Origin of the sequence: Bradyrhizobium sp. 2TAF36 (assembly GCF_052114925.1) — a bacterium.
Classification (GTDB): domain Bacteria; phylum Pseudomonadota; class Alphaproteobacteria; order Rhizobiales; family Xanthobacteraceae; genus Bradyrhizobium; species Bradyrhizobium barranii.
The window spans coordinates 1-20487 of sequence record NZ_JBFRFR010000107.1; the positions used below are offsets into that span (position 1 = coordinate 1).

The 20487-nt window shown below is 63.9% G+C and carries 16 protein-coding genes; 9 read left to right on the forward strand and 7 right to left on the reverse strand.

Annotated elements, in window-relative coordinates:
* The 3 genes from AB4Z51_RS39470 to AB4Z51_RS39480 all read right to left on the reverse strand — a co-directional run.
* Positions 1-1258: beta strand repeat-containing protein (locus tag AB4Z51_RS39470; RefSeq protein WP_441499279.1), on the reverse strand; the 1258-nt coding region annotated here is incomplete at its 3' end.
* 157 nt (positions 1259-1415) lie between these two features.
* Positions 1416-2978 (reverse strand): 2-isopropylmalate synthase, encoded by a 1563-nt coding sequence (locus AB4Z51_RS39475; RefSeq protein WP_063981681.1) that lies wholly within the window; start codon positions 2976-2978, stop codon positions 1416-1418.
* Positions 2979-3473: 495 nt separating this feature from the next.
* Complete coding sequence (locus AB4Z51_RS39480) at positions 3474-3728, reverse strand: hypothetical protein (protein WP_166106051.1); 255 nt, start codon at positions 3726-3728, stop codon at positions 3474-3476.
* A gap of 261 nt (positions 3729-3989) precedes the next feature.
* Here AB4Z51_RS39480 and AB4Z51_RS39485 point away from each other — a divergent pair, with 261 nt between their 5' ends.
* Complete coding sequence (locus AB4Z51_RS39485; RefSeq protein WP_441499280.1) at positions 3990-5207, forward strand: SMP-30/gluconolactonase/LRE family protein; 1218 nt, start codon at positions 3990-3992, stop codon at positions 5205-5207.
* Positions 5208-5294: 87 nt separating this feature from the next.
* Here AB4Z51_RS39485 and AB4Z51_RS39490 read toward each other — a convergent pair whose 3' ends face one another.
* Positions 5295-7178, reverse strand: coding sequence for a peroxidase family protein (locus AB4Z51_RS39490; protein WP_441499281.1), 1884 nt, complete (start codon positions 7176-7178; stop codon positions 5295-5297).
* Between the two features lie 225 nt (positions 7179-7403).
* On the opposite strand from AB4Z51_RS39490, the gene AB4Z51_RS39495 reads away from it, so the two are divergent.
* The 8 genes from AB4Z51_RS39495 (at position 7404) to AB4Z51_RS39530 (ending at position 17387) form a co-directional block, all read left to right on the forward strand.
* The gene (locus AB4Z51_RS39495) at positions 7404-8504 is read left to right on the forward strand and encodes an NAD(P)/FAD-dependent oxidoreductase (RefSeq protein WP_441499282.1); all 1101 of its coding nucleotides are present in this window, start codon (positions 7404-7406) and stop codon (positions 8502-8504) included.
* Positions 8505-8803: 299 nt separating this feature from the next.
* Positions 8804-10018 (forward strand): ABC transporter substrate-binding protein, encoded by a 1215-nt coding sequence (locus tag AB4Z51_RS39500; RefSeq protein WP_441499287.1) that lies wholly within the window; start codon positions 8804-8806, stop codon positions 10016-10018.
* A gap of 102 nt (positions 10019-10120) precedes the next feature.
* On the forward strand, positions 10121-10996 hold the full coding sequence (locus tag AB4Z51_RS39505; RefSeq protein WP_166343500.1) for a branched-chain amino acid ABC transporter permease: 876 nt from the start codon (positions 10121-10123) through the stop codon (positions 10994-10996).
* Between the two features lies 1 nt (position 10997).
* Positions 10998-11924: a branched-chain amino acid ABC transporter permease gene (locus tag AB4Z51_RS39510; RefSeq protein WP_441499283.1), complete on the forward strand. Its 927-nt coding sequence runs from the start codon at positions 10998-11000 to the stop codon at positions 11922-11924.
* The gene (locus AB4Z51_RS39515; RefSeq protein ID WP_014493138.1) at positions 11924-13402 is read left to right on the forward strand and encodes an ATP-binding cassette domain-containing protein; all 1479 of its coding nucleotides are present in this window, start codon (positions 11924-11926) and stop codon (positions 13400-13402) included. The genes AB4Z51_RS39510 and AB4Z51_RS39515 overlap by 1 nt, the downstream gene beginning before the upstream one ends.
* A 40-nt stretch (positions 13403-13442) precedes the next feature.
* Complete coding sequence (locus AB4Z51_RS39520; RefSeq protein ID WP_441499284.1) at positions 13443-14678, forward strand: ABC transporter substrate-binding protein; 1236 nt, start codon at positions 13443-13445, stop codon at positions 14676-14678.
* A gap of 187 nt (positions 14679-14865) precedes the next feature.
* A complete protein-coding gene (locus AB4Z51_RS39525) occupies positions 14866-15915 on the forward strand; it encodes a methyltransferase (protein ID WP_441499285.1) in 1050 nt (349 codons plus the stop codon).
* Between the two features lie 161 nt (positions 15916-16076).
* A complete protein-coding gene (locus tag AB4Z51_RS39530; protein ID WP_208088083.1) occupies positions 16077-17387 on the forward strand; it encodes an ABC transporter substrate-binding protein in 1311 nt (436 codons plus the stop codon).
* A 203-nt stretch (positions 17388-17590) separates the two neighbouring features.
* Here the strand turns inward: AB4Z51_RS39530 and AB4Z51_RS39535 are convergent, their stop codons facing one another.
* The 3 genes from AB4Z51_RS39535 to AB4Z51_RS39545 all read right to left on the reverse strand — a co-directional run bounded on the left by AB4Z51_RS39535 (position 17591) and on the right by AB4Z51_RS39545 (position 20073).
* On the reverse strand, positions 17591-18760 hold the full coding sequence (locus AB4Z51_RS39535) for a Gfo/Idh/MocA family protein (protein WP_441499286.1): 1170 nt from the start codon (positions 18758-18760) through the stop codon (positions 17591-17593).
* 50 nt (positions 18761-18810) lie between these two features.
* Positions 18811-19125 carry a septal ring lytic transglycosylase RlpA family protein gene (locus AB4Z51_RS39540; RefSeq protein ID WP_071910599.1) on the reverse strand — a complete coding sequence of 105 codons (315 nt, stop codon included), beginning with the start codon at positions 19123-19125 and terminating at the stop codon, positions 18811-18813.
* 102 nt (positions 19126-19227) lie between these two features.
* Positions 19228-20073 carry a CmcJ/NvfI family oxidoreductase gene (locus AB4Z51_RS39545; protein ID WP_166101467.1) on the reverse strand — a complete coding sequence of 282 codons (846 nt, stop codon included), beginning with the start codon at positions 20071-20073 and terminating at the stop codon, positions 19228-19230.
* Between the last annotated feature and the right edge of the window lie 414 nt (positions 20074-20487).

The window sequence follows — 20487 nt, forward strand, 5'->3', positions numbered from 1 at the left end:
CCGCATCCTCCGCATCCTTGGTCGCGGTGATGGTGGCGCCGGCCTTGTTGTTGATGGTGAGGCTGCCGCTGGTCGAACCGCTGGTGGCGATCGCGCGGCTGGTGCCGGTGATGGTGCCGGAATTGTCGACCAGCGCGCCGGGCGAGGTGCTGCCGCCGATCCAGGTGACCGGGGTCGAGCCCGACAGGGTCGCGCCGGCGAGGACGGTCAGATGATCGTTGTTCGCCAGCGTGATCGGGTTCGACGAGTTGCCGGAGACCAGGGTGCCGTCGTCATTGGCGATGGTGCCGGTCGCCGTCGCGGTGCCGATCGTAACCGCCGCGCCCGGATTGCTGGCGCTGGTGAGCGTGAGCGCAAAACTCTCGTCGGGCTCTGCGGTGGTGTCGCCAGAGATCGTGATGGTGATTGTCGCCGAGGACGCACCGTCGGCGAAGCTGCCGCTGAAGGTCGAGGCCGGCAGCGTGCCGCCGAAATCGGCCGCATCGGTGGTGCCAGCGGCGAAGCTGCCGGAGAAGCTGAGCACGCCGGTGGTGCCGCCGGTGCGCGCAATGGTGAAAGTCATGGTCTTGGTGCCGCTCTGCCCCTCGGCAACCGACACGCTCGGCGACGAGAACGAGATCGTCTGCGTGGCGGGCGCGGCCACGGTGAAGGCGGTGGTCGGGAACGGCGCGTCGGGCGTGGTGCCGTCGGTGCTCTGGTCGCCGCTGCCGTTCTGGGTGGCCCAGTTGGCGGTGTTGCCGATCGCGGCGAGGTAGTCGGCGAAGCTGGCGAAGCCCGAGCGCGGTCCGTTATAGCCGACGATGTCGAGGCCGCCGGTGAAGCTGACCGCGGTCTGGTCGGCAACGAGGCCGGTGCCGGTCAGCGTGCCGTCTGAGGTCGCATAGCCGACATTGGAGATCGCGGCGAGGAAGGTCGGCGCCGTCGAGGTGCCGACATAGGCGTAGACGACCTCGCTGTCGTTGGACAGGCCGGTATTGTTGGCGTTGGTGAAGGTGGCCGAGCCGGCGCTGGTGCCGAACGTGCCCTTGCCGATGTTGTTGATGTCGATGACGGTGCCGGCGGGAATCGCGCCGGTCGCGGTCCAGGCGATCGTGCTTTCGGCGTTGCTGCCGGTTGCGAAGGCGGAGCCGTTCCAGTTGCTGTCGGTGAAATTGATGACAGTGCCCTGCGGGATGTCGGTCAGGGCGACAAAGGACAAATTATCGTTGCCGTCACCGTTGAAACCGGTGAAGGCGATCGAACCAGCGGAAAGGGGCATTCCAAATTCTCCAGCAGCAAGGGCGCGCGACGCTGCCGGTTAATGGAATGTTAACATATTTATTGCGATGCACCCCCACATGACGGGATCGTGTGCCAAACGAAAAACGCGGCGCCGAGGGCGCCGCGTTTGCCGATGAACTGGAGAGGATGAAGCGTCAGCTCGCCGCTGCCGTCGTCACCGTATCGCGCTGGCGCTTCATGACGATCTTGTTGAGCGCGCCGAGATAGGCCTTTGCCGAGGCCACCAGCGTATCCGGATCCGCTGCGCGTGCCGTCATGGAACGGCCGTCATGGGACAGCCGCACCGAGACTTCGGCCTGCGCGTCGGTGCCTTCGGTCACCGCATGGACCTGATACAGCTCGAGCTTTGCCTCATGCGGCACCAGCGCCTTGATGCAGTTGAACACCGCGTCGACCGGCCCGTTTCCTTCGGCTTCCTCGATCCTGATCTGGCCGTCGACGTCGAGCTTCATGGTCGCGCGCTGCGGGCCATGGGTGCCGGCGATCACGGTCAGCGAGGTCAGCTTGATGCGGTCGTGCGACGCCGCCATCTCCTCGTCGACCAGCGCCTCGATGTCCTCGTCGTAGATGTCCTTCTTGCGGTCGGCCAGTGCCTTCATCCGCGTGAACGCATCCTCCAGCTGGTTGGCGCCGAGCTTGTAGCCCATCTCCTCCAGCTTGTGCACGAAGGCGTGGCGGCCGGAATGCTTGCCGAGCACCAGCGACGACTGCTTCAACCCGACCATCTCGGGCCGCATGATCTCGTAGGTCGAGGCGTCCTTCAGCACGCCATCCTGATGGATGCCGCTCTCATGGGCGAAGGCGTTGCGGCCGACGATCGCCTTGTTGTACTGGACCGGGAACGAGGTTGCGGCCGACACGACCTTCGAGGCGCGCGTCAGCTGCGTGGTGTCGATCTTGTTCCACCACGGAAACACGTCGTTGCGGACGTTGATGGCCATCACGACTTCCTCGAGGGAAGCGTTGCCAGCCCGCTCGCCGATGCCGTTGACGGTGCACTCGATCTGCCGCGCGCCGCCGGCAATGCCGGCCAGCGAATTCGCCACGGCCATCCCGAGGTCGTTATGGCAATGAACCGAGAATACCGCCTTGTCGGAGTTCGGCACGCGCTCGATCAGCGTGCGCATGAAACGGGCATATTCCTCGGGCGTGGTGTAGCCGACGGTATCGGGGATATTGACGGTGGTCGCGCCGGCCTTGATCACGGCCTCGACGATGCGGCAGAGATAGTCCATCTCGCTGCGGGTGGCGTCCTCGGCCGACCATTCGACGTCGTCGATCTGGTTGCGGGCGCGGGTCACGTTGGCGATCGAGAGCTCCATCACCTGCTCCGGCGTCATGTTCAGCTTGACGCGCATGTGCAGCGGCGAGGTCGCGATCACGGTGTGGACGCGGCCGCGCCTGGCGAATTTCACCGCTTCGGCGCAGCGGTCGATGTCCTTCGGGTTGGCACGCGACAGGCCGGCGATCACCGAGTTCTTGGAGCGGCGGGCGATCTCGCTGACGGCCTGGAAGTCGCCTTCGGAGGTGATCGGGAAACCGGCCTCGATGACGTCGACGCCCATGTCGTCGAGCATCTCGGCGATCTCGATCTTCTCCTCGAACGTCATGGTGGCGCCGGGGCACTGCTCGCCGTCGCGCAGCGTGGTGTCGAAAATGATGACGCGGTCCTTATCGGACTTGTTCACGGGGGCCATTGCAAAATTCCTTTTGAGCTTTTTTGCGCCGTCAGTCTGCTGGGCGCTTGAGGTGTCCGGTGATCTCGACCAACCCCTGAGCGCCCAGGCGCATGGCGCCCAGCCGGCCCTCAGGGGCAAGTAAGAAGAAGGCCGCCAATCAGGAGGGTGGGCAGCAGCGCGGCCGGGATCGTGGCGGCGGCCAGAGCCACCTCCCCCGAAATCCCATCGATTTGGCCGCGAATCAGCATTGCCAGACCCTTTTGAGCCCTCAAATCCTCGGTCAAAACCGTTGACGGTTGGTTGCCGGGAGGCTCGATGCGCCGTTTCTAGACGAGAAATGGCAGCAACCGCAACGCCAAAAGATGGTCAGGAGGACTGACCTGCCGCCAGATCTGCAATGTGCGGCGCGACGACCGGTCCGTCATCGCACGGCTCATACGGCAAATCCGAATTACGTAGGCTGGAAGCGAGACCGGAGCGATATGCGGGAAGGTCGCCCGCGTTGCGGTCAGGCTATCCCGCGCGGCGGGCGCGCGCCCGGCTTTCCCAACGGTCCAGCATCTGGCCGAGCTCGCCGGTGGCAGCCGCGTTGGTGTTTGCGATCTCGTTGGTATTGGCAGGTGCAGCGGCGCGAAGCCAATCCGGCTCGGAATATTCGCGCCAGCGGCGGGCCTCCGCGCGTCGTTTGCGGGAGACGTGGTCGCGCGTGAAATAGCCGGCCGCAAACGCGATCGCGAGCAGTATGATCAGGACGACGACACCTAGCACCATGAGATCCGGCCTTCTTCCCGGACGACGTTCTGCCAGCATCGCGGGCGAGGTCAAGGCTTGACAGGCCCTAAAACCGCGTCCGGTTAACCGCGCGGGACGAATTGTCGCCTTGCACGCCGCAATGCGGCGATGTTGCGGCGTTCTCGCGGCATCGCGCCGAGGATGCGTACCTGCCCCTCGCAACCGGCCGCGGACCGGACTAACCTTCGCCCGCTCGGCCGGATCAACCGGCCAGCCGAACATAACCGGGAGGACGCGATGAAACGCCCAGAGCAGCGTGACCAGGATGCTGCGCTTTCACGACGAACACTCGTGCGGGGACTTGCGCTCGGCGCTGCGGCGACCGTAGCCGGCCCCGCGCTGGCCCAGACCGGACCTGCCGCACCGCCAACGACGATCACCACCCCGCCGCGCGATTTCGGCCCCAACGGCGCGCCGACGACTTATTTCTCGGACCCCGACATCATCACCGTCGATCCGTCCTTCGACGATCTGRCGCAGCCCAACACCGCGATCAAGCGCCTCTACACCGGACTGTTGTGGGCCGAAGGCCCGGCCTGGAGCGCGCAGGGCCGGTATCTGTTGTGGAGCGACATCCCCAACAACCGGCAGATGCGCTGGACCGAGGACGACGGCCGCGTCAGCGTGTTCCGCACGCCCTCCAACAATTCCAACGGCAACTCGTTCGACTTCCAGGGCCGGCAGCTTTCCTGCGAACATCTGACCCGGCGGGTCACGCGGTACGAACATGACGGCACGGCCACGGTGCTCGCGGACTCCTATCAGGGCAAGCGCCTGAACTCGCCGAACGACGTCGCCGCGCATCCCGACGGCAGCTACTGGTTCACCGACCCGCCCTATGGCGGCCAGCTCTATGAAGGCGAGCCCGACGTGGCGGGCGGCCCGAGCAATGCAGGCGGCAAGCTCAATCCGCGGATCGGACAGCCGGCCGGCTTCGTGCCGGGCAAGCGCGAGCTGCCGACCAACTGCTATCGCATCGATCCAAGTGGCCGCATCGACCTCGTCGTCACCGAGGACCAGGTGCCCGATCCCAACGGCCTGTGCTTCTCACCGGACTACAAGAAGCTCTACGTCGCCTCGACCGGCAAGGGACCGGGTGACACCGGGCCCGGCGGCAAGGGCGAGATCTTCGTGTTCGACGTCGGCGCCGACAACAAGCTCTCCAATGGAAAGAAGTTCAGCGACTGCGTGATCGACGGGGTGAAGTGCGGGCCCGACGGCCTGCGCTGCGACGTCAACGGCAATGTCTGGTCCTCCAGCAACGCCGGGCGCGCCGTCGGCTATAGCGGTGTGACGGTGTGGTCGCCGGCGGGCAAGCTGCTCGGCCGCATCCGCCTGCCGGAAGTGTGCGGCAATGTCTGCTTCGGCGGCCCCAAGCGCAACCGCCTGTTCATGGCCGCGAGCCAGTCGCTCTACGCCGTGTACACGGCGACGCAAGGCGCCGGCCCAGGCTGACGCGGGACGAGCAGGATCACGACACGGCGCCGGCGTGCCCCGCCGGCGCCGAATGATGCTGTATTGCTCGTTTGAAGCGACCCAGCATTATCCCCATTCGTGAAGATGCATCTCATGCGGCTTTACGCCCAGCAGATCGATGGTCTCGGAGCCGACCTGCAACAGCGTTCCGCCATGATGGTCAGATGATTTCGTGACGTGAACGTCGTTCGAAAATTGCAGTTTGTCCTGTTTGGGATCGAAGTCGGTGATGACCGCGGTGTTGTGCTTACCTGCGAGAACACCAAGGTCGAATTCGAATGTGTCGGCACCGGCACCTCCGGTCATGGTCATGCGGCCGCCCGCGGCGACCAGCGTGTCATCCAGATCTCCGCCGGTCAGGGTATCCCTGCCGGGAGATCCGACCACAAGCTGCGCCATGCCTGCTGCAGCCTCTTCTCCGGTCGGGTCTACGCCGCCCAGCGTACCGCTGTGCCGCTCGGTGGCGACGAAGGCATCGCTCTGCATCGCAGTGGTATCGGTGTCGCGCAGAATGAGGTCCGACAGCGTTGTGTTCTTTATCTCATTCAGGGTCTGCTTATCGAAGCCCTGGTTCTCGAAGTAGTAGCGATCGCCGTCGCGCAAAGCGGTGAACTGGTCGGCGATGATTATGCCGAAGGTGGGCCCGATGACGGCTCCCGGCGCATGATCCTCAGCCAATCCACCGGCCCACAAATCGACGGCATCGATCGAACCATAGGCTTTCTCGAACGCTGCTGCCGTCGCCGGATCAGAGCTGAGCTGATCGAAGCTGGTGTAAGGCGCAAGCCCCAGCGCCTCCCGGGTTTGGTTCAGTGTACCCAGCCCAAGATCATGGCCGCGTTGGATATTGATCGCTGCCAGATCCATGCCGTCCGGAGGATCGAACAGGAGGTTTCGCAAGCCATCGACAATGTGAGCGTCCAGCGGGTTGGCCAGGTCCCCCGCCAGATGCCGCAACAGGCCATCCGCACCAGTCGCCTTGAAAGTCGCCGTGTCTTCGAAGAACGATTGCGCCAGCGTCTGCTCCGACGTAAAGGCACCCAGATTGCTGGTCGCACTGATCTCGTCGGAGACGATGGAGTGACCGAAGCGAAAGGCCGCACCGGCAAACTCTTCGGTGATCCGCGCGTCCGCCGTGCGGTCATAGCCTTGGTACGGCTTGATGGCGTCCTCGCCCAACAGATGCGGCAGGAACTCGTTGTAGGTGATGTTGACCATCTCGGCCGTGGTGATGGTCTTGGCCGTCTCGTATAGCTTGTCGCCGCTCCAGTTCGGATGGTCCTCGTGCAGTCGATCGACCTGGTAATTGTGCTCGCGCACAAACAAGACTTGCAAGGCGGTCAGGTCGGGATTCTCCTGCGCCCGTACGTCACCGGCCGCAAAGACGTTGCCGTGCTCGGTCTCGACGATCGGGAGATTGTCTCCCGCCGACACCTTCATATGGCCGTCGGCCGTTCGCAGGCTCGCTGCGGTGGCCGCGTCGGAACCATAGATCTGCGATCCGTCCAGCCAACCCGTCACCGTATTGATCGCGGCTGCCGGATGCCCGGTCACCCCCGTCGCAGGATCGATCGCCACCCGCGTCAACGGGATCATGCTGCCGGGCGGCAGAAACTCATCATCAGCGGGGACCTTGATCGAGATATCATCCGTGCCTGTGCCCTCCTTCTGCAGATCCAGATCGTGATCGATGAACTGGCCCCACGCATACATCATGCCTGACAGCGCGACGCCGGCGTCATCCACCAGATGCGGGCCTTCCTCGCCAATATCCGTCTGCGCCACGACAATGTTGCTGATCTCGCGCGGATTCGGACCTGGCGTCATTTCATTGACCCCATCGACGAAATTTGCCGGCCCCAGCCGAGCAAAGTCGGTGTCGGCCTGGTTCAAGGTGGGATCCGCACGATTGTTGTTGGAGCCGTCGATGCTGCGGAATCTGAGCGCCATGGTTTACCCTCCCCGTAGAGTGTTCGCCCCAGCGCCTGCTCCATTGGCGGCTTGCGGCATGACGCTTTTGTGATTCTTTATGACGCTCGCATGATCGTTGAGTGACGACATTCGATATACGACAGAATTGCACCTCTAGCGGCGAAGCGGCAATCTTGGCCTGAATGATCGTGYCGAACAGGCGATGTTGCGCACATCAGCGCAGCACTATCCAAGGAACAAGCCATGCGCGTTGTGATCTGCGGCGGCGGCGTGATCGGGGCCTGCACCGCTTATTTTCTGCGTCGCCGCGGCACCGAGGTCATCGTGGTCGAACGGACCGAGGTCGCGGCCGCCGCCTCCGGCAAGGCCGGCGGCTTTCTGGCGCGTGACTGGTGCACCGGCTCGCCGCTCGACGCACTCGCGCGGCGGAGTTTTGCGCTTCATGCGCAGCTGGCGCAGGAGATCGCGGGCGATTGGGGCTATCGCCCGATGACCGCGTATAGCGGCTTTGTTGCGTCCGGCGGCGATCCGCGCCGGAATGCACCATCCGCGCTCGGCTGGCTCGCCAACGGCGTCGTCATCGCGCAGCGCATCGGTACGACTGAGACGACTGCGATCGTTCATCCCCGCAAATTTACCTCGGCCGTGATGAACGCGGCAGTCGCGCAAGGCGCCGAGCTTCGCCTCGGCCGCATCACGGGCATCGTGCGCGATGCGAATGGCACGACCGCGAAGGGTGTCGAGGTCGAAGGCGGCCTCGTTGAGGCGGACGCTGTCGTGATCGCGATGGGACCATGGTCGCTGCTCGCCGCGCAATGGATGCGCCTGCCCGCTGTCTATGGCCAGCGCAGCCCGAGCATCGTGTACGACATCGGCCCCAACGTGCCGGCCGATGCGTTGTTCCTTGAGTATGACGAGGACGGCAGCGCCGTGTCGATCGRAGTGTTTCCGCGCGCCGACGGCAGCACGCATATCACCGCACTCTCGGACATCGCGCCGCTGCCGCTCGATCCGGCAGCCGTGACGCCGGACGTCGATGCGATCGCGCGCCTGCAAATCATGTGCGAACGGCTGTCGCCACTGTTTCGTCCAGAAAAGATCAGCGCGCAGCAGGCCTGCTTCCGACCGGTGACTGAGGACGGCCTGCCGCTGATCGGCAAGGTGCCGCAGAGCGAAGGCCTCTATGTTGCGACCGGGCACAATGTCTGGGGCATCCTCAATGCGCCCGCCACCGGCGAAGCGCTGGCGCAGCTGATCGCCAAGGATGTGACGCGTGTAGACTTGTCGCCATTCGATCCGGCCCGATTGAGGCCGCTCGATCCATCACTGCTGCAAGCGCGCTGAACCGGCATCGCTGCTCGTCTTGTAGACCGGATGGAGCCAGGCTACCGCCCACTCCAAGGCTTCGACGCTCACGCATGCCCGCCGACAGAATCTGCATGCCTGCGCGCGTCAGGAGTGTCTCGCACCTATCCTGCCCGCAATTTGCGCAGCGCTAGACTTTAGTCCCCTTCTCACAATCCTGAACGCGGTTTCACTTGCCGAGACCTCCCTCGCCGTTATAGTTGCGACATAATGGCTCACAAGAGGCCTGTTCAAAGGGAGAGAACAACATGAAAAAACGACTCTCTGTTGCATTGCGAATGGCGCTCGGTGCGGCCGCAACAGGCGCGATGATGGCAGCGTCAGGCGCGGCACTTGCAGCCGATCCCCTCAAAATCGGCGTGATCGCGGAAGCGCAGGCGATCGCAGGCGCCTCCATTCCGCAGGCGGCGCAGCTTGCCGCCGACGAGATCAACGCCAATGGCGGCGTCGACGGCCGCAAGATCGAGATCATCTCTTACGACAATCACTCCTCGTCGGCGGATTCAGTGCGTGCGTTCCAGCGCGCGGTGAACGAGGACAAGGTCAACGTGGTCATCGCCAGCTATATCAGCGAGGTCGTGCTGGCGCTGGAGCCCTGGGCCTCCCGGCTGAAGACGCCGTTCGTCACGCCGGGTGCCGCCTCCAACGAGATCAGCAAGAGCGTCCACGCCGATTACGAGAAGAACAAATACACCTTCCACGGCTATCTGACTTCAGCGGCGTTGGCACTCTCGGTCTGCGACGGCGCCAAGGACCTCCTCGTCGACAGGATGCACATGAAGACCGCGGTCATCATGAGCGAGGACGCCGCCTGGACCAAGCCGCTCGACATCGGCTACGAGGAGTGCCTGCCCAAGATCGGGCTGAAGGTGCTCGACCACATCCGCTTCTCGCCCGATACGACCGACTTCACGCCGATCTTCAACAAGATCGAGGGCTCCAAGCCCGATGTGATCATCACCGGCATCTCCCATGTGGGCGTGCAGCCTACGGTGCAGTGGAAGAACCAGCAGGTGCCGATCCCGATGTTCGGCATCTCCTCGCAGGCAACCAACGAGACCTTCGGCAAGGACACCAACCAGGCGGCCGAAGGCGTGCTCTATCAGGGCGTCTCCGGGCCCGGCGTCGCGGTGACGCCRAAATCGGTGCCGTTCGCGGAGAACTTCAAGAAGAAGTTCGGCAATTATCCCTCCTATGCCGGCTACACCGCCTATGATGAGGTCTACTACGTCGCCGACGCGGTGAAGCGCGCCGGTTCGACCGACGCCGACAAGCTCGTCGCCGCGCTCGAGAAGACCGATTGGGAAGGCACGATCGGCCGTGTCCAGTTCTACGGCAAGGACGATCCGTTCACCCACTCGATCAAATATGGCAAGGGCCTGATCACCGGGCTGATGCTGCAATGGCAGGACGGCAAGCAGAGCGCGGTCTGGCCCAAGGACGTCGCCAAGGTCGACGTCAAGTTCCCGAGCTTCATCAAGCTCAGCAACTAGCAGGACATGCTCGCGGGACCACCTCCCGGGAGCTTCCACATGCGGCTCTCCGCAGCACCTTTCCTCAAAGCGGCAGCTCGGCTGCCACCCGGCCAATCATAGATGCGAGCTTTCCAGATATTGATCGATGGCTTTGCCATCAGCGCTCTCTACGCTCTTGGTGCCACCGGCTTCACCCTGATCTTCGGCGTCTCCGGCGTGCTCAACCTCTCCCACGGTGCCATCATGGTGGCCGCAGCGGTGGCRGCCTGGGCCGCTGCCAGCATCCTCAACGTCGGCACCTATGCCGGTGCGCTGATCGGGGTCGCCGTCGCCCTCCTCACCGCCTTCGCGACCTATTTCGCCGTGGTGAAGCCCATTCAGGACTCCCGGCGCATCCCCAATGAGGAGAAGGAGATCTTCGTCCTCACCGGAACGCTGCTCTGGGGCATCATGATCCAGGAGCTGATCGCCTATTTCTTCACCAACAACGCCAAGACCGTGCTGCCGATCGTCGAGGGCGTGGTCGAGATCCTCGGCGTCCGCACGCCGAAGAACGAGATCTTCACCGCCATCGTGTGCTGCTTCGTCATCGCGCTGCTGTGGCTGCTCGTGAACCGCACCCGCACCGGCAAGGCGGTGCTGGCGGCGTCGATGAACCCGCGCGGCGTCACCCTACTCGGGCTCGAGCTCACCAACATCTACGTCGTGGTCTGGGCGATCTACGGCATCCTCGCCGGCATCGCCGGCGTGCTGCTCGGCATGTTCTTAGGGGTCAGCTCCTACAGCGTCGGACCGCTGACGGCGAGTGCGTTCTCGATCGTGGTGCTCGGCGGTCTCGGCAGCGTCTCCGGCTCGCTGATCGCGGCCTTCGTGGTCGGCTATCTCGAGACGCTGACGGCCTACCTGGTCTCGCCGGCCTACCGCACCATTCCGGCGCTGCTGCTGCTCGTGTTCGTGATGTATATCCGGCCCCAGGGCCTTCTGGGGAGGCGCTGAGATGTCCACCTTCTTCACCTCCCGCCTGTTCTTCATCTCGGTCGCGCTCGTCATCATCGCGGCAACGCTGCCGCTCTACGTCTCCGGCTACGTGCTGGGCCTGCTCACCGTCGCGTTCTATTTCGGCGTGTTCGCGATGGCCTGGGACCTGCTGTTCGGCTTCGCGGGCGAGGTCAATTTCGGGCCCACTTTCCTGATCGGCGTCGGCGCCTACACCGCCGGCATTCTCAACGCCCAGTACGGCTGGTCTGTCTATCTCTGCATCGTGCTGGGGGCGCTGGCCTCCGTCATCGCGGGCCTCGTGCTGGCGCTGCCGGCTTTGCGCGTGCGCGGGCCGTATTTCGGCCTCACCACGCTGGTCGCGGTGTTGATGTTGCAGAACTTCATCGTGGTGTTCGCCGATCTCACCGGCGGCGAGATCGGCCTGACCATCCCCGACGTCATCACCATCAACGCCGGCGCCAATTACTGGATCGCGCTCGGCTTCATGACGATCTCGGCGGCGATCCTCTACGGCCTGTCGCAATCGCCGATTGGCCTCGTGCTCCAGGCCAGCGGCCAGGATCCGGTGCAGGCCGGCGCGCTCGGCTTCAACATCGTCAAGCACAAGCTTGCCGCCTTCATCGTCAGCGCGTTCTTCTCTGGTTTATCCGGAGCGCTGCTGGTGTTCTATTTCGGCACCGCCTCGGTCGGCACCGTCGTCGACGTCGCGGTCGGTGTGAACGTGATCGTCTCGGCCGTGCTCGGCGGCCGGCGCACCGTGCTTGGCGCGGCACTCGGCGCGATCTTCCTGATCGTCGCCGGCGAATTCCTAAGGCCGACCGGCGAGCTCGCGACCTTCATCGTCTCGGCGGTCGCGCTGCTCGTCGTGCTGTTCTTCCCCGGCGGCTTCCTCGGAGCGGCCCTCTCGCGTGAGGCGCGCTCGTGATGGATATGATCGCAAACCGGCCCGTGCTCGACGTCCGCGGCCTGACAAAACGCTTTGGCGGATTGACGGCGGTGAAGAACCTCGGCTTCGAGGTGAACGCCGGCGAGATCTTCGGCCTGATCGGGCCGAACGGCTCCGGCAAGTCGACCGCGATGAAGAGCGTGATGGGCATCGAACGCCCGACATCGGGCGAAGTCATCTTCGAGGGCGAGAACGTCGCCGGCCTGCCCGCGCACAAGATCGCGCGCAAAGGCTTTGGCATGGTGTTCCAGCACTCGCGGCCGCTGAACCGGCAGACGGTGCTGGAGAACATCATGGTCGCGCTGCTGCCGGACAGCCTGTTCATGCTGTTCCCGGACAAGGCGCTGGTCGAGCGCGCCAAATGGATCGCCGACCGCGTTGGGTTGGGCAGCGTGATGAACCGCCGCCCGCCGACGCTGCCTTTCGCCGATTTGCGTCGGCTGGAGCTTGCGAAAGCGATCGCGCGTGACCCAAAGGTCGTGCTGGTGGACGAGCCCTTTGCCGGGCTGACGCGCGCGGAGGTCGACGTCTTCTCCGACCTGATCCGCAGCTTTCGCGACGAGGGCCGCGCCGTGATGCTGGTCGACCACAACGTCAAGAGCGTCGCCGCGCTGGTCGACCGCGTGCTCGCGATGTATCTCGGCGAGGAGATCGTCACGGGCAAGGCCGACGACGTCATGAAGAACGAGACGGTGCGCCGGGTCTATCTCGGCGGCGCCATCGAGACCCATGCGCGGCCCGAGACCAGCTTCAAGGACAAGGTGCCGCTGCTCCAGGTCGAGAATGTCAGCGTGTTCTACGGCAAGGCGCAGGCGCTGGAGAACGTCTCGATCCACGTCCACGAGGGCGAGTTCGTCTCCGTCGTCGGCCTCAACGGCGCAGGCAAGACTACGCTGTTCAACACCATCTCCGGTTTCCTGCCCTACAGCGGCGAGATCGTGCGCGGCGGCGACAGACTGCGCGGCACGAGCCCGGCGAAGATCGCGCGCAGCGGCCTCGTGCAATGCCCGGAATCGCGCGAGCTGTTCGGCGAGATGAGCGTGCGCGAAAACCTCGATCTCGGCGGCCAGCATCTCTCCGACGACAAGCGCGCCGCGCAGCTCGCCTGGCTGTTCGAGCTGTTCCCGATCCTGAAGGAGCGCCAGGGCCAGATGGCACAAACRCTCTCCGGCGGCGAGCAGCAGATGCTCGCGATCGGCCGCGCGTTGATGATGCAGCCGCAGATCCTGATCCTGGACGAGCCGACGCTGGGCCTCGCTCCCGTCATCCTCGAGCAATTGTCCAAGGCGCTGACGAAGYTGCGGCAGACCACCGCGATCACGGTGCTGCTCGGCGAGCAGAACGTCACCTTCGCGCTGCCGCATGCCGACCGCGTCTATGTGCTGGAGCACGCCCGCATCGTCTGGGAGGGCGATCCCGGCCGCTTCGCGAGCGAAGCCGGCGCCGATTTTCTTTAAGTCCGTCAACATCAATAAAAACATAGAAAGGGAAACGACCATGCGACCTTCAATCGTCGGCAGCAGCCTCCTCACCTCCGCACTGGCGCTGTGCCTTGCCGCACCCGCCTATGCGCAGTCGAACGATCCGATCAAGATCGGCGTCATCGCCGAAGTGCAGTCGATCGCGGGCGCTGCGACCCCGGGCGGCGCGCAGATCGCTGCCGACGAGATCAACGCCAAGGGCGGCATTCTCGGCCGCAAGGTCGAGATCGTCACCTATGACAACAAGAGCTCGTCGGCCGACTCGGTGCGCGCCTTCCAGCGCGCGGTGAGCGAGGACAAGGTCTCCGCCGTGATCGCGAGCTATATCTCCGAAGTCGTTCTCGCGCTCGAGCCCTGGGCGGCGCGACTGAAGATGCCGCTGATCACACCCGGCGCCGCCTCTAACGAGATCACCAAGGCGATCCACAACGACTACGAGAAGAACAAGTACACCTTCCACGGCTATCTGACTTCGGCCGCGCAAGCCCAGCTCGTCTGCGACGCCGCCAAGGATCTTCTGGTCGACAAGCTCAAGTTCAAGACGGTTGCGATCATGAGCGAGGACGCGGCCTGGACCAAGCCGCTCGACGTCGGCTACGAGGCCTGCCTGCCCAAGGCGGGCCTGAAGGTCGTCGAGCACGTGCGTTTCTCGCCCGATACCACCGACTTCACGCCAATCTTCAACAACATCGAGGGCAAGAAGCCTGACGTGATCGTCACCGGCATCTCGCATGTCGGCGTGCAGCCGACGGTGCAGTGGAAGAACCAGCAGGTGCCGATCCCGATGTTCGGCATCAGCGCGCAGGCGCTGAGCCCGACCTTCTGGAAGGACACCAATGGCGCGGCCGACGGCGTGCCGTCGCTCGCGGTGGCGACGCCCGATGTCGCCGTGACCGCCAAGACGAAGCCGTTCGCGGCCGCCTTCAAGGCCAAGTTCGGCACGCCGCCGGCCTATACCGGCTACACCGCCTATGACGAGGTCTACTTCATCACCGAAGCTATCAAGCGCGCGGGCTCGACCGATCCCGACAAGATGGTCGCTGAACTGGAGAAGACCGACTACGAGGGCACGATCGGCCGCATCCAGTTCTACGGCAAGGACGACGAGTTCACCCACGGCATCAAGTCCGGTCCCACGACCGTGTCCGGTCTCGTCTTCCAGTGGCAGGACGGCAAGCAGGTCGTGGTCTGGCCCGAGAAGATCGCGGAAGGCAAGCTGAAGTTTCCGGCCTTCGTGAAGCTGTCGCAGTAACCGGCTCGTCCCGGCATCAGGCCCACCGCTTATTCGCGAGCGGTGGGCTTTTCTTTGTCCTTCAAGAATCTTTGTCCTTCAGGAAGCATGCTGCGCCGCGGCCGGCCCGTAGCGACCTTGGGTCGCGTTGACGTTTTGCCGCAACCTCCGCCATCTACCCCGCCGGTGATGAAGCGGAGCATCTCAGATGGACGCAGGCATCTCTCCCGGACAATCCCCGGCACCTCAAGATTTCGCCCAGATATTCAGGCTGATCGGTGGGTACCGCATTTCGCAGGCCCTGCGCGTTGCCGTCGAGCTTGGCATTCCGGATCACCTGGCGGCAGGCCCGCGCCATTGCGACGATCTGGCGACAACGACCGGAAGCCATGCTCCGACCCTTTACCGGCTGCTTCGCTTCCTGGCCGGTGCCGGCCTGCTCGACGAGACGTCTCCGAAGCAGTTTGCCCYGACATCGCTTGGGTCTACCCTCCGCGCCGATATCCCGGCTTCGATCTGTCCGGTGGTGCGGCTATGGCTCAGCGAGTCGCACTGGCAATCCTGGAGCCATCTTCTGCACTCCGTACAGACCGGCCAGCATGCCTTCGATCACGCACACGGGACGGGGGTCTTCGACTATTTGCGCGAGGACGCCGAGCTCTCCGCGATTTTCAACGCGACGATGACAACCAGCTCCGCCCGGTTGGCCACCGCGCTTCTCAAGCACTACGATTTTCACGGGATCGGCCGCATCGTCGACATAGGCGGCGGACATGGCTTCACGCTCACAACGATTCTGGCCAACCACCCGACCATGCAAGGCGTGCTGTTCGACCTTCCCGATGTCGTAGCCGGTGCTTCTCTGGAGGCGATTGGAGGCAGGAACCGATGTGAGATCATCGGCGGGAGCTTCTTCGAAACCATTCCGGCAGACGCAGACGCCTACATCCTGAAGCAGATCATCCATGATTGGGATGACGAACAATCGCTGGCAATCCTGCGAAATGTTCGCACGGCAATGCCAGGACATGCTCGGGTTCTGCTGATCGAACGACGGATCGAGCCAGATCATCGCGACGCCATGCGCGTGCTCCATATCGACATGGAGATGCTGGTCAATGTCTCCGGCATGGAGCGCACCGACGCCGAATATCGATCCCTGCTGGAGCAGGCCGGATTCCGATTGGCGAGGGTGGTGCCGTTGCTCGACGGCGCAGGCTTTGCGGTATTCGAGGCAATGCGCTCCGACACCAACTGAGGTCGGGCAGATCGCTCGATGCAGTTCGTCTTCGCAGTTGCGTTCTGCGCCATGACCCGCCTATCGACCTTTCGCCATGTTGACTTTCCATCGTCCCGCTCCCCATAATTCGTAAAAAAATAACAAGACCAATCAACAGACGGGTTTTGAGGGAGGATAGGATGCCGACTTCACGCAGGCAGTTGCTGAAGAGCTCGGCGGCTGCCGCCGCCGCACTCAGCCTCGATTGGACCCGGGCCCAGGCGCAAGCCGAGAATTTGCGCATCGGCCTGATCTACGACCTCACCGGCCCGTTCGCAGCGGGCGGCTCGGTCGCCTCGTCAATCGGCGCGCAGATCGCGATCGATCTCGTCAACGAAAAAGGCGGTGTCGGCGGCAAGACCAAGATTGCTCCGGTCGCCGCGGATTCCCAGAGCAAACCCGACGTTGCGATCAACGAGGCCGAACGCCTGATCAGTCAGGAGAAGATCGACATCATCAACGGCGTCTATGCGAGCTCGCATGCGGTGCCGCTCGCGGCCAAGGTCGAGCAGCAGAAGAAGATCCTCTGGATCACGACCGCGGTCTCGACCGCCGTGTTCAAGGACAAGAATCTGCAATACGTGTTTCGCGCGCAGATCCATTCCGACCAGTATGGCCAGGCCTTCGCGAGCTTCCTCGCCGAGCATGCGCAAGGCAAGCTCGGTATGGATCCGAAGGACGTCAAGGTCGCGCTGATCCACGAGGACGGCCCGTATGGCGTCGGCGTCGCGGCGGCCGACGAGGCCTACGCCAAGCAGGCCGGCATCCAGGTGGTGCTGCGCGAGGGCTACTCCGCCTCGGCGCCCGACCTTTCGGTGCTCGTTACGAAAATCAAGCGCGCCAAGGCCGACGTGATCTCGCATGCCGGTTACAACCCCGACATCACCCTGTTCCTGCGCCAGGCGCGCGAGAGCGGATTGCGCTTCAAGATGCTGTTCGGCGCCGGCGCCGGCTACAGCCAGCTCGACAAGCTGCGCGCCACCTTCGGCGCCGACATCGACAATTTCTGCAACATCGATCCGGTACCGGCGCAATTGCTCGATCCCGCAAAGCTCGCGCCGGGCATCGGCGATCTGACCAACGCCATGGTCACGCGCTACAAGGCCAAGACCGGTGCAACCGAAGTGCCGCCGCATTGCTCGATGGGCTTCAACCAGACCTGGGTGCTGCTCAACAACGTGCTGCCGGTCGCCAAGGAGAAATACGGCAGCTTCGATCCCGAGGCCATCCGCAAGGCCGCGCTCGACGTCGACATTCCCGCCGGCGGCACCATCCAGGGCTACGGCGTCAAATTCTTCCCGCCGGGCACGCCGCTGTCCGGCCAGAACGAACGCTCGACGCCGGTCGTGATGCAGAACGCCGGCGAGCGCATCTCGGTTGTGTGGCCGACCAACATCCGCACGCAGGACCCGGTGTTTCCGCTGCCGAAGGGTTCGACCTACGGGGCGTGAGGTGATGCGGACGGTCTCTTCCCCTCTCCCCTTGTGGGAGAGGGTGGCTCGCCGCGTAGCGGCGAGGCGGGTGAGGGGTTATCTCCGCAAGCAAATCTCTTACGTTCGAACTCGCGGAGAGAGACCCCTCATCCGGCGCTCCGCGCCACCTCTCCCACAAGGGGAGAAGGGATGGCAGCGTGCCTGCGGTCTCTTCAGCGGCCCTACAACACCACCCGCCGTCCCTCCTCCGCGGCCCAGTAGCCCGCGTAGTTCACCTTGATCGTCTCATACGCCAGCGCCAGGTCCGACAGCGGCTGCCTACCGCTCGCGGCGCATTCCATGAAATCCTGGATCTCCTGGAGATAGCCGCGTGTCCACTCCTCCTCCAGGCAGACATATTGCCAGCCGGTTTTGCGGTCGACCTTCTCGGTGATGTAGACGCTTGCGAGCTTCTCCTCGCTGGTCTGGTAGCTCATCAGATGCGTGTTCGGGGTGATGTTGGCGAACAGCGAACCGCCGGAGGTGTAGGTTTCGATCAGATTGCGCACGCCGCCCATGATCATGTCGCCGGAAAACACGGTCGCCTTGGTGCCGTCGGAGAAGGTCGCCGTCAGCGTGCCCCAATCTTCGACATCGACCGGATTGGCCTTGATGTAAGTGCGCTCCTCGGGCTTCAGGACGGCCGTGACGTTGCCGACGTCGCCGGTGACGCTGGCGACGCGGATGGTTTCGCCGCGCGCCCTGGCCTCCACCTGCTTGAGATAAAGCACAGCCGAGAGCGGATGGCAGCCCATGCGGATCAGCGAACCGCCGCCGGTCATCGCCCATTGCGCGGCATGCGCGGCGTGCGAGCCGGAATGACTCTCCTCGCCCTTCATGAACAGGATCTTGTCCTTGGTCGCCCTGATGATCTCGGCGGTCTTGGTCACCGCCGGTGCGTAGATCCAGTCCTCGGCATACATGAAGAGTTTTCCGGTGCGCTCGATTGCGGCGCGGGTCGCGTCCATCTCCTCCAGCACCCGCTCATACATCAGCGCCTTCGGTACATGCTTGCCGATCGGCTGTGCGTCGCCTGCACGGCCGAAATAGCCGGCGAACGGCTTCTCGCAGATCACGTGCTTGCCGGCCTGCATGCTGGCGACGATCATGTCGGCATGGAGATTGGGCGGGGTGCAGATGTCGATGACATCGAGCTCGCGGTCCGCGATCAGTTCGGCGAAGCTGCGATAGACCCGCAGAATCCCGTGGCGGCCGGCGAATTCGACGACATGATCGCCGCGCGCCGCCACCGCCGCGACCTCGACATCCACACCGTAGACGCGGCGGAACGCATACATATGCAGCTCCGACACGAAGCCGCAGCCGACAAGTCCCACCCGAATCCTGGCCATAGCACCCCCCATCCCCTTGCGTTGGGCGGCACTATAGCGCGACGGCCAGCCTATTCCACCGAGACCCGCACCACGCCGGCGCTCATCATGCCCAGCGCTTTGGCCGCCGGCACCGAGAGATCGACGATCCGGCCGCGGATAAACGGGCCGCGATCATTGACGCGGCACTGAATCGACCGGCCACCGTAGGACACCGTCAGCACGCTGCCGAACGCGCGCGTGCGGTGAGCGCAGGTCAGTTCGCCCCCCTTACCGGCTTTTCCGTAACCGTAGTATGAGGCAAGCCCGCTTTCGGCTTGCGCGACAGAAAATGCAGAAAGCGAAAAAGTGGCCAGACTGAAGAAAAGGGTCGTCTGCGTTCGCACGGCACCGCTCCCGGTTGCCCTGCCCGGCGCTGCAAACGTCGATTTGTTCCGGTAAGTTCCAGGAACACTGCCGGGCGCGCCCGGCAGTGCCATCACACATTGTTACTGTTTATGGAACACCAGCGTGCGGACCTCGATGCTTTCGCGCGGCGCCGCATCGGCCGGCGTGGTCGGATCGACGAAGGCCGTATGCGGCCCGAACCGGGTCCGGCCGTCGGTTGCGGAATCATAGCACTTGAGCAGCAGCGCCTCGTCCGGCGTCATCTCGGGAAAATAGAACCAGCGGTGGTTCGGATTGTATTTCACCGAATAGGTCTCGCCGCGGCGATTGGGATAGATCAGATCGGAGGCGACGAGATCGTCGGGCGCGACGGTCGTGCCGTCTGCCATCGCCAGCGGTGAATCGCGCAAGGGTCCGCGGATCGGCCGCCACAGGTTGATCACCTGCACACGGCCTTTCAACAGCGCGTCGGCTTCGTCGGGCAGATGCTCGCGCACGCGGTTGGCGCCGGAGACGGCGGTCTGGTCGACATGGACGCGCGTCGCAGGCTGGCGCGGGCCACCGTCGCGAATATCCGCCGCCCCCTCGACACGCCTGCGCACGGTATGATCGAAGATGACGACCCGGTCGGCCTTCAGCGTCGCGCGCAGGAACGCCTCGACGGCGGGGTAGTAGACCGCCCGGATTTCCTCGTCGTTGTAAAAATCCTTCACCTGCGTCGGGTGACGCACCAGCGCAAAGCCCTCGCGATCGAGCGAGAAATTGTCCGCGATCAGGCGCGCATCGAAGATCGGGACCTGATGCGGCTCCGGCAACGACGTGCTCTTGGGCTCGCCCGGCGGCGGATCGAACGCATACGTGCGCGGCTTGCCCGAAACCGGCGCGAGGTAGTTGAGTTCGGCAGTGACGAAGGGAAGCGATTCGATTTTTGTTTCTTGCAGGCCCATGGCCGGTCTCCCGATGTGGTCGTCTGTCTGATTTTTGACGGCGTGCGGCGTGCCGCAAGGGAGGCGGTGTAAATAGCAATGGGGGTGTTGTCGGCGGTGAGGAACGCGGAAGGAATGTTTCGAGGAAGGCGATTGCGCTGGAAACGTCCTCCTTTTCTCACGATCCCTTGAAGCGCCCGTGAGAGCGTTCTTCCTTCTCCCCTTGTGGGAGAAGGTGGCGCGAAGCGCCGGATGAGGGGTATCTATCCGCGAGCTCCATCGCGAGAGGTGAGTACGCGGAGAGAGACCCCTTGTAAGTCGAAGCGCCGCAGGTCTGCTATTGTAGACGTTGCGGTGACGGACGGGAGCCCGCAAACCCCCAGGTCGTTGCAGGCCGTGGGTGAGAGAGGTGCCCCGTCCGTTAGTCCATTGAAC

Bases quoted from the DNA above. Each gene is read 5' to 3' on its own strand.
- AB4Z51_RS39520 (WP_441499284.1), top strand. From the start codon at position 13,443: ATGCGACCTTCAATCGTCGGCAGCAGCCTCCTCACCTCCGCACTGGCG.
- AB4Z51_RS39535 (WP_441499286.1), bottom strand. From the start codon at position 18,760: ATGGCCAGGATTCGGGTGGGACTTGTCGGCTGCGGCTTCGTGTCGGAG.
- AB4Z51_RS39545 (WP_166101467.1), bottom strand. From the start codon at position 20,073: ATGGGCCTGCAAGAAACAAAAATCGAATCGCTTCCCTTCGTCACTGCC.
- AB4Z51_RS39530 (WP_208088083.1), top strand. From the start codon at position 16,077: ATGCCGACTTCACGCAGGCAGTTGCTGAAGAGCTCGGCGGCTGCCGCC.
- AB4Z51_RS39490 (WP_441499281.1), bottom strand. From the start codon at position 7,178: ATGGCGCTCAGATTCCGCAGCATCGACGGCTCCAACAACAATCGTGCG.
- AB4Z51_RS39510 (WP_441499283.1), top strand. From the start codon at position 10,998: ATGTCCACCTTCTTCACCTCCCGCCTGTTCTTCATCTCGGTCGCGCTC.
- AB4Z51_RS39475 (WP_063981681.1), bottom strand. From the start codon at position 2,978: ATGGCCCCCGTGAACAAGTCCGATAAGGACCGCGTCATCATTTTCGAC.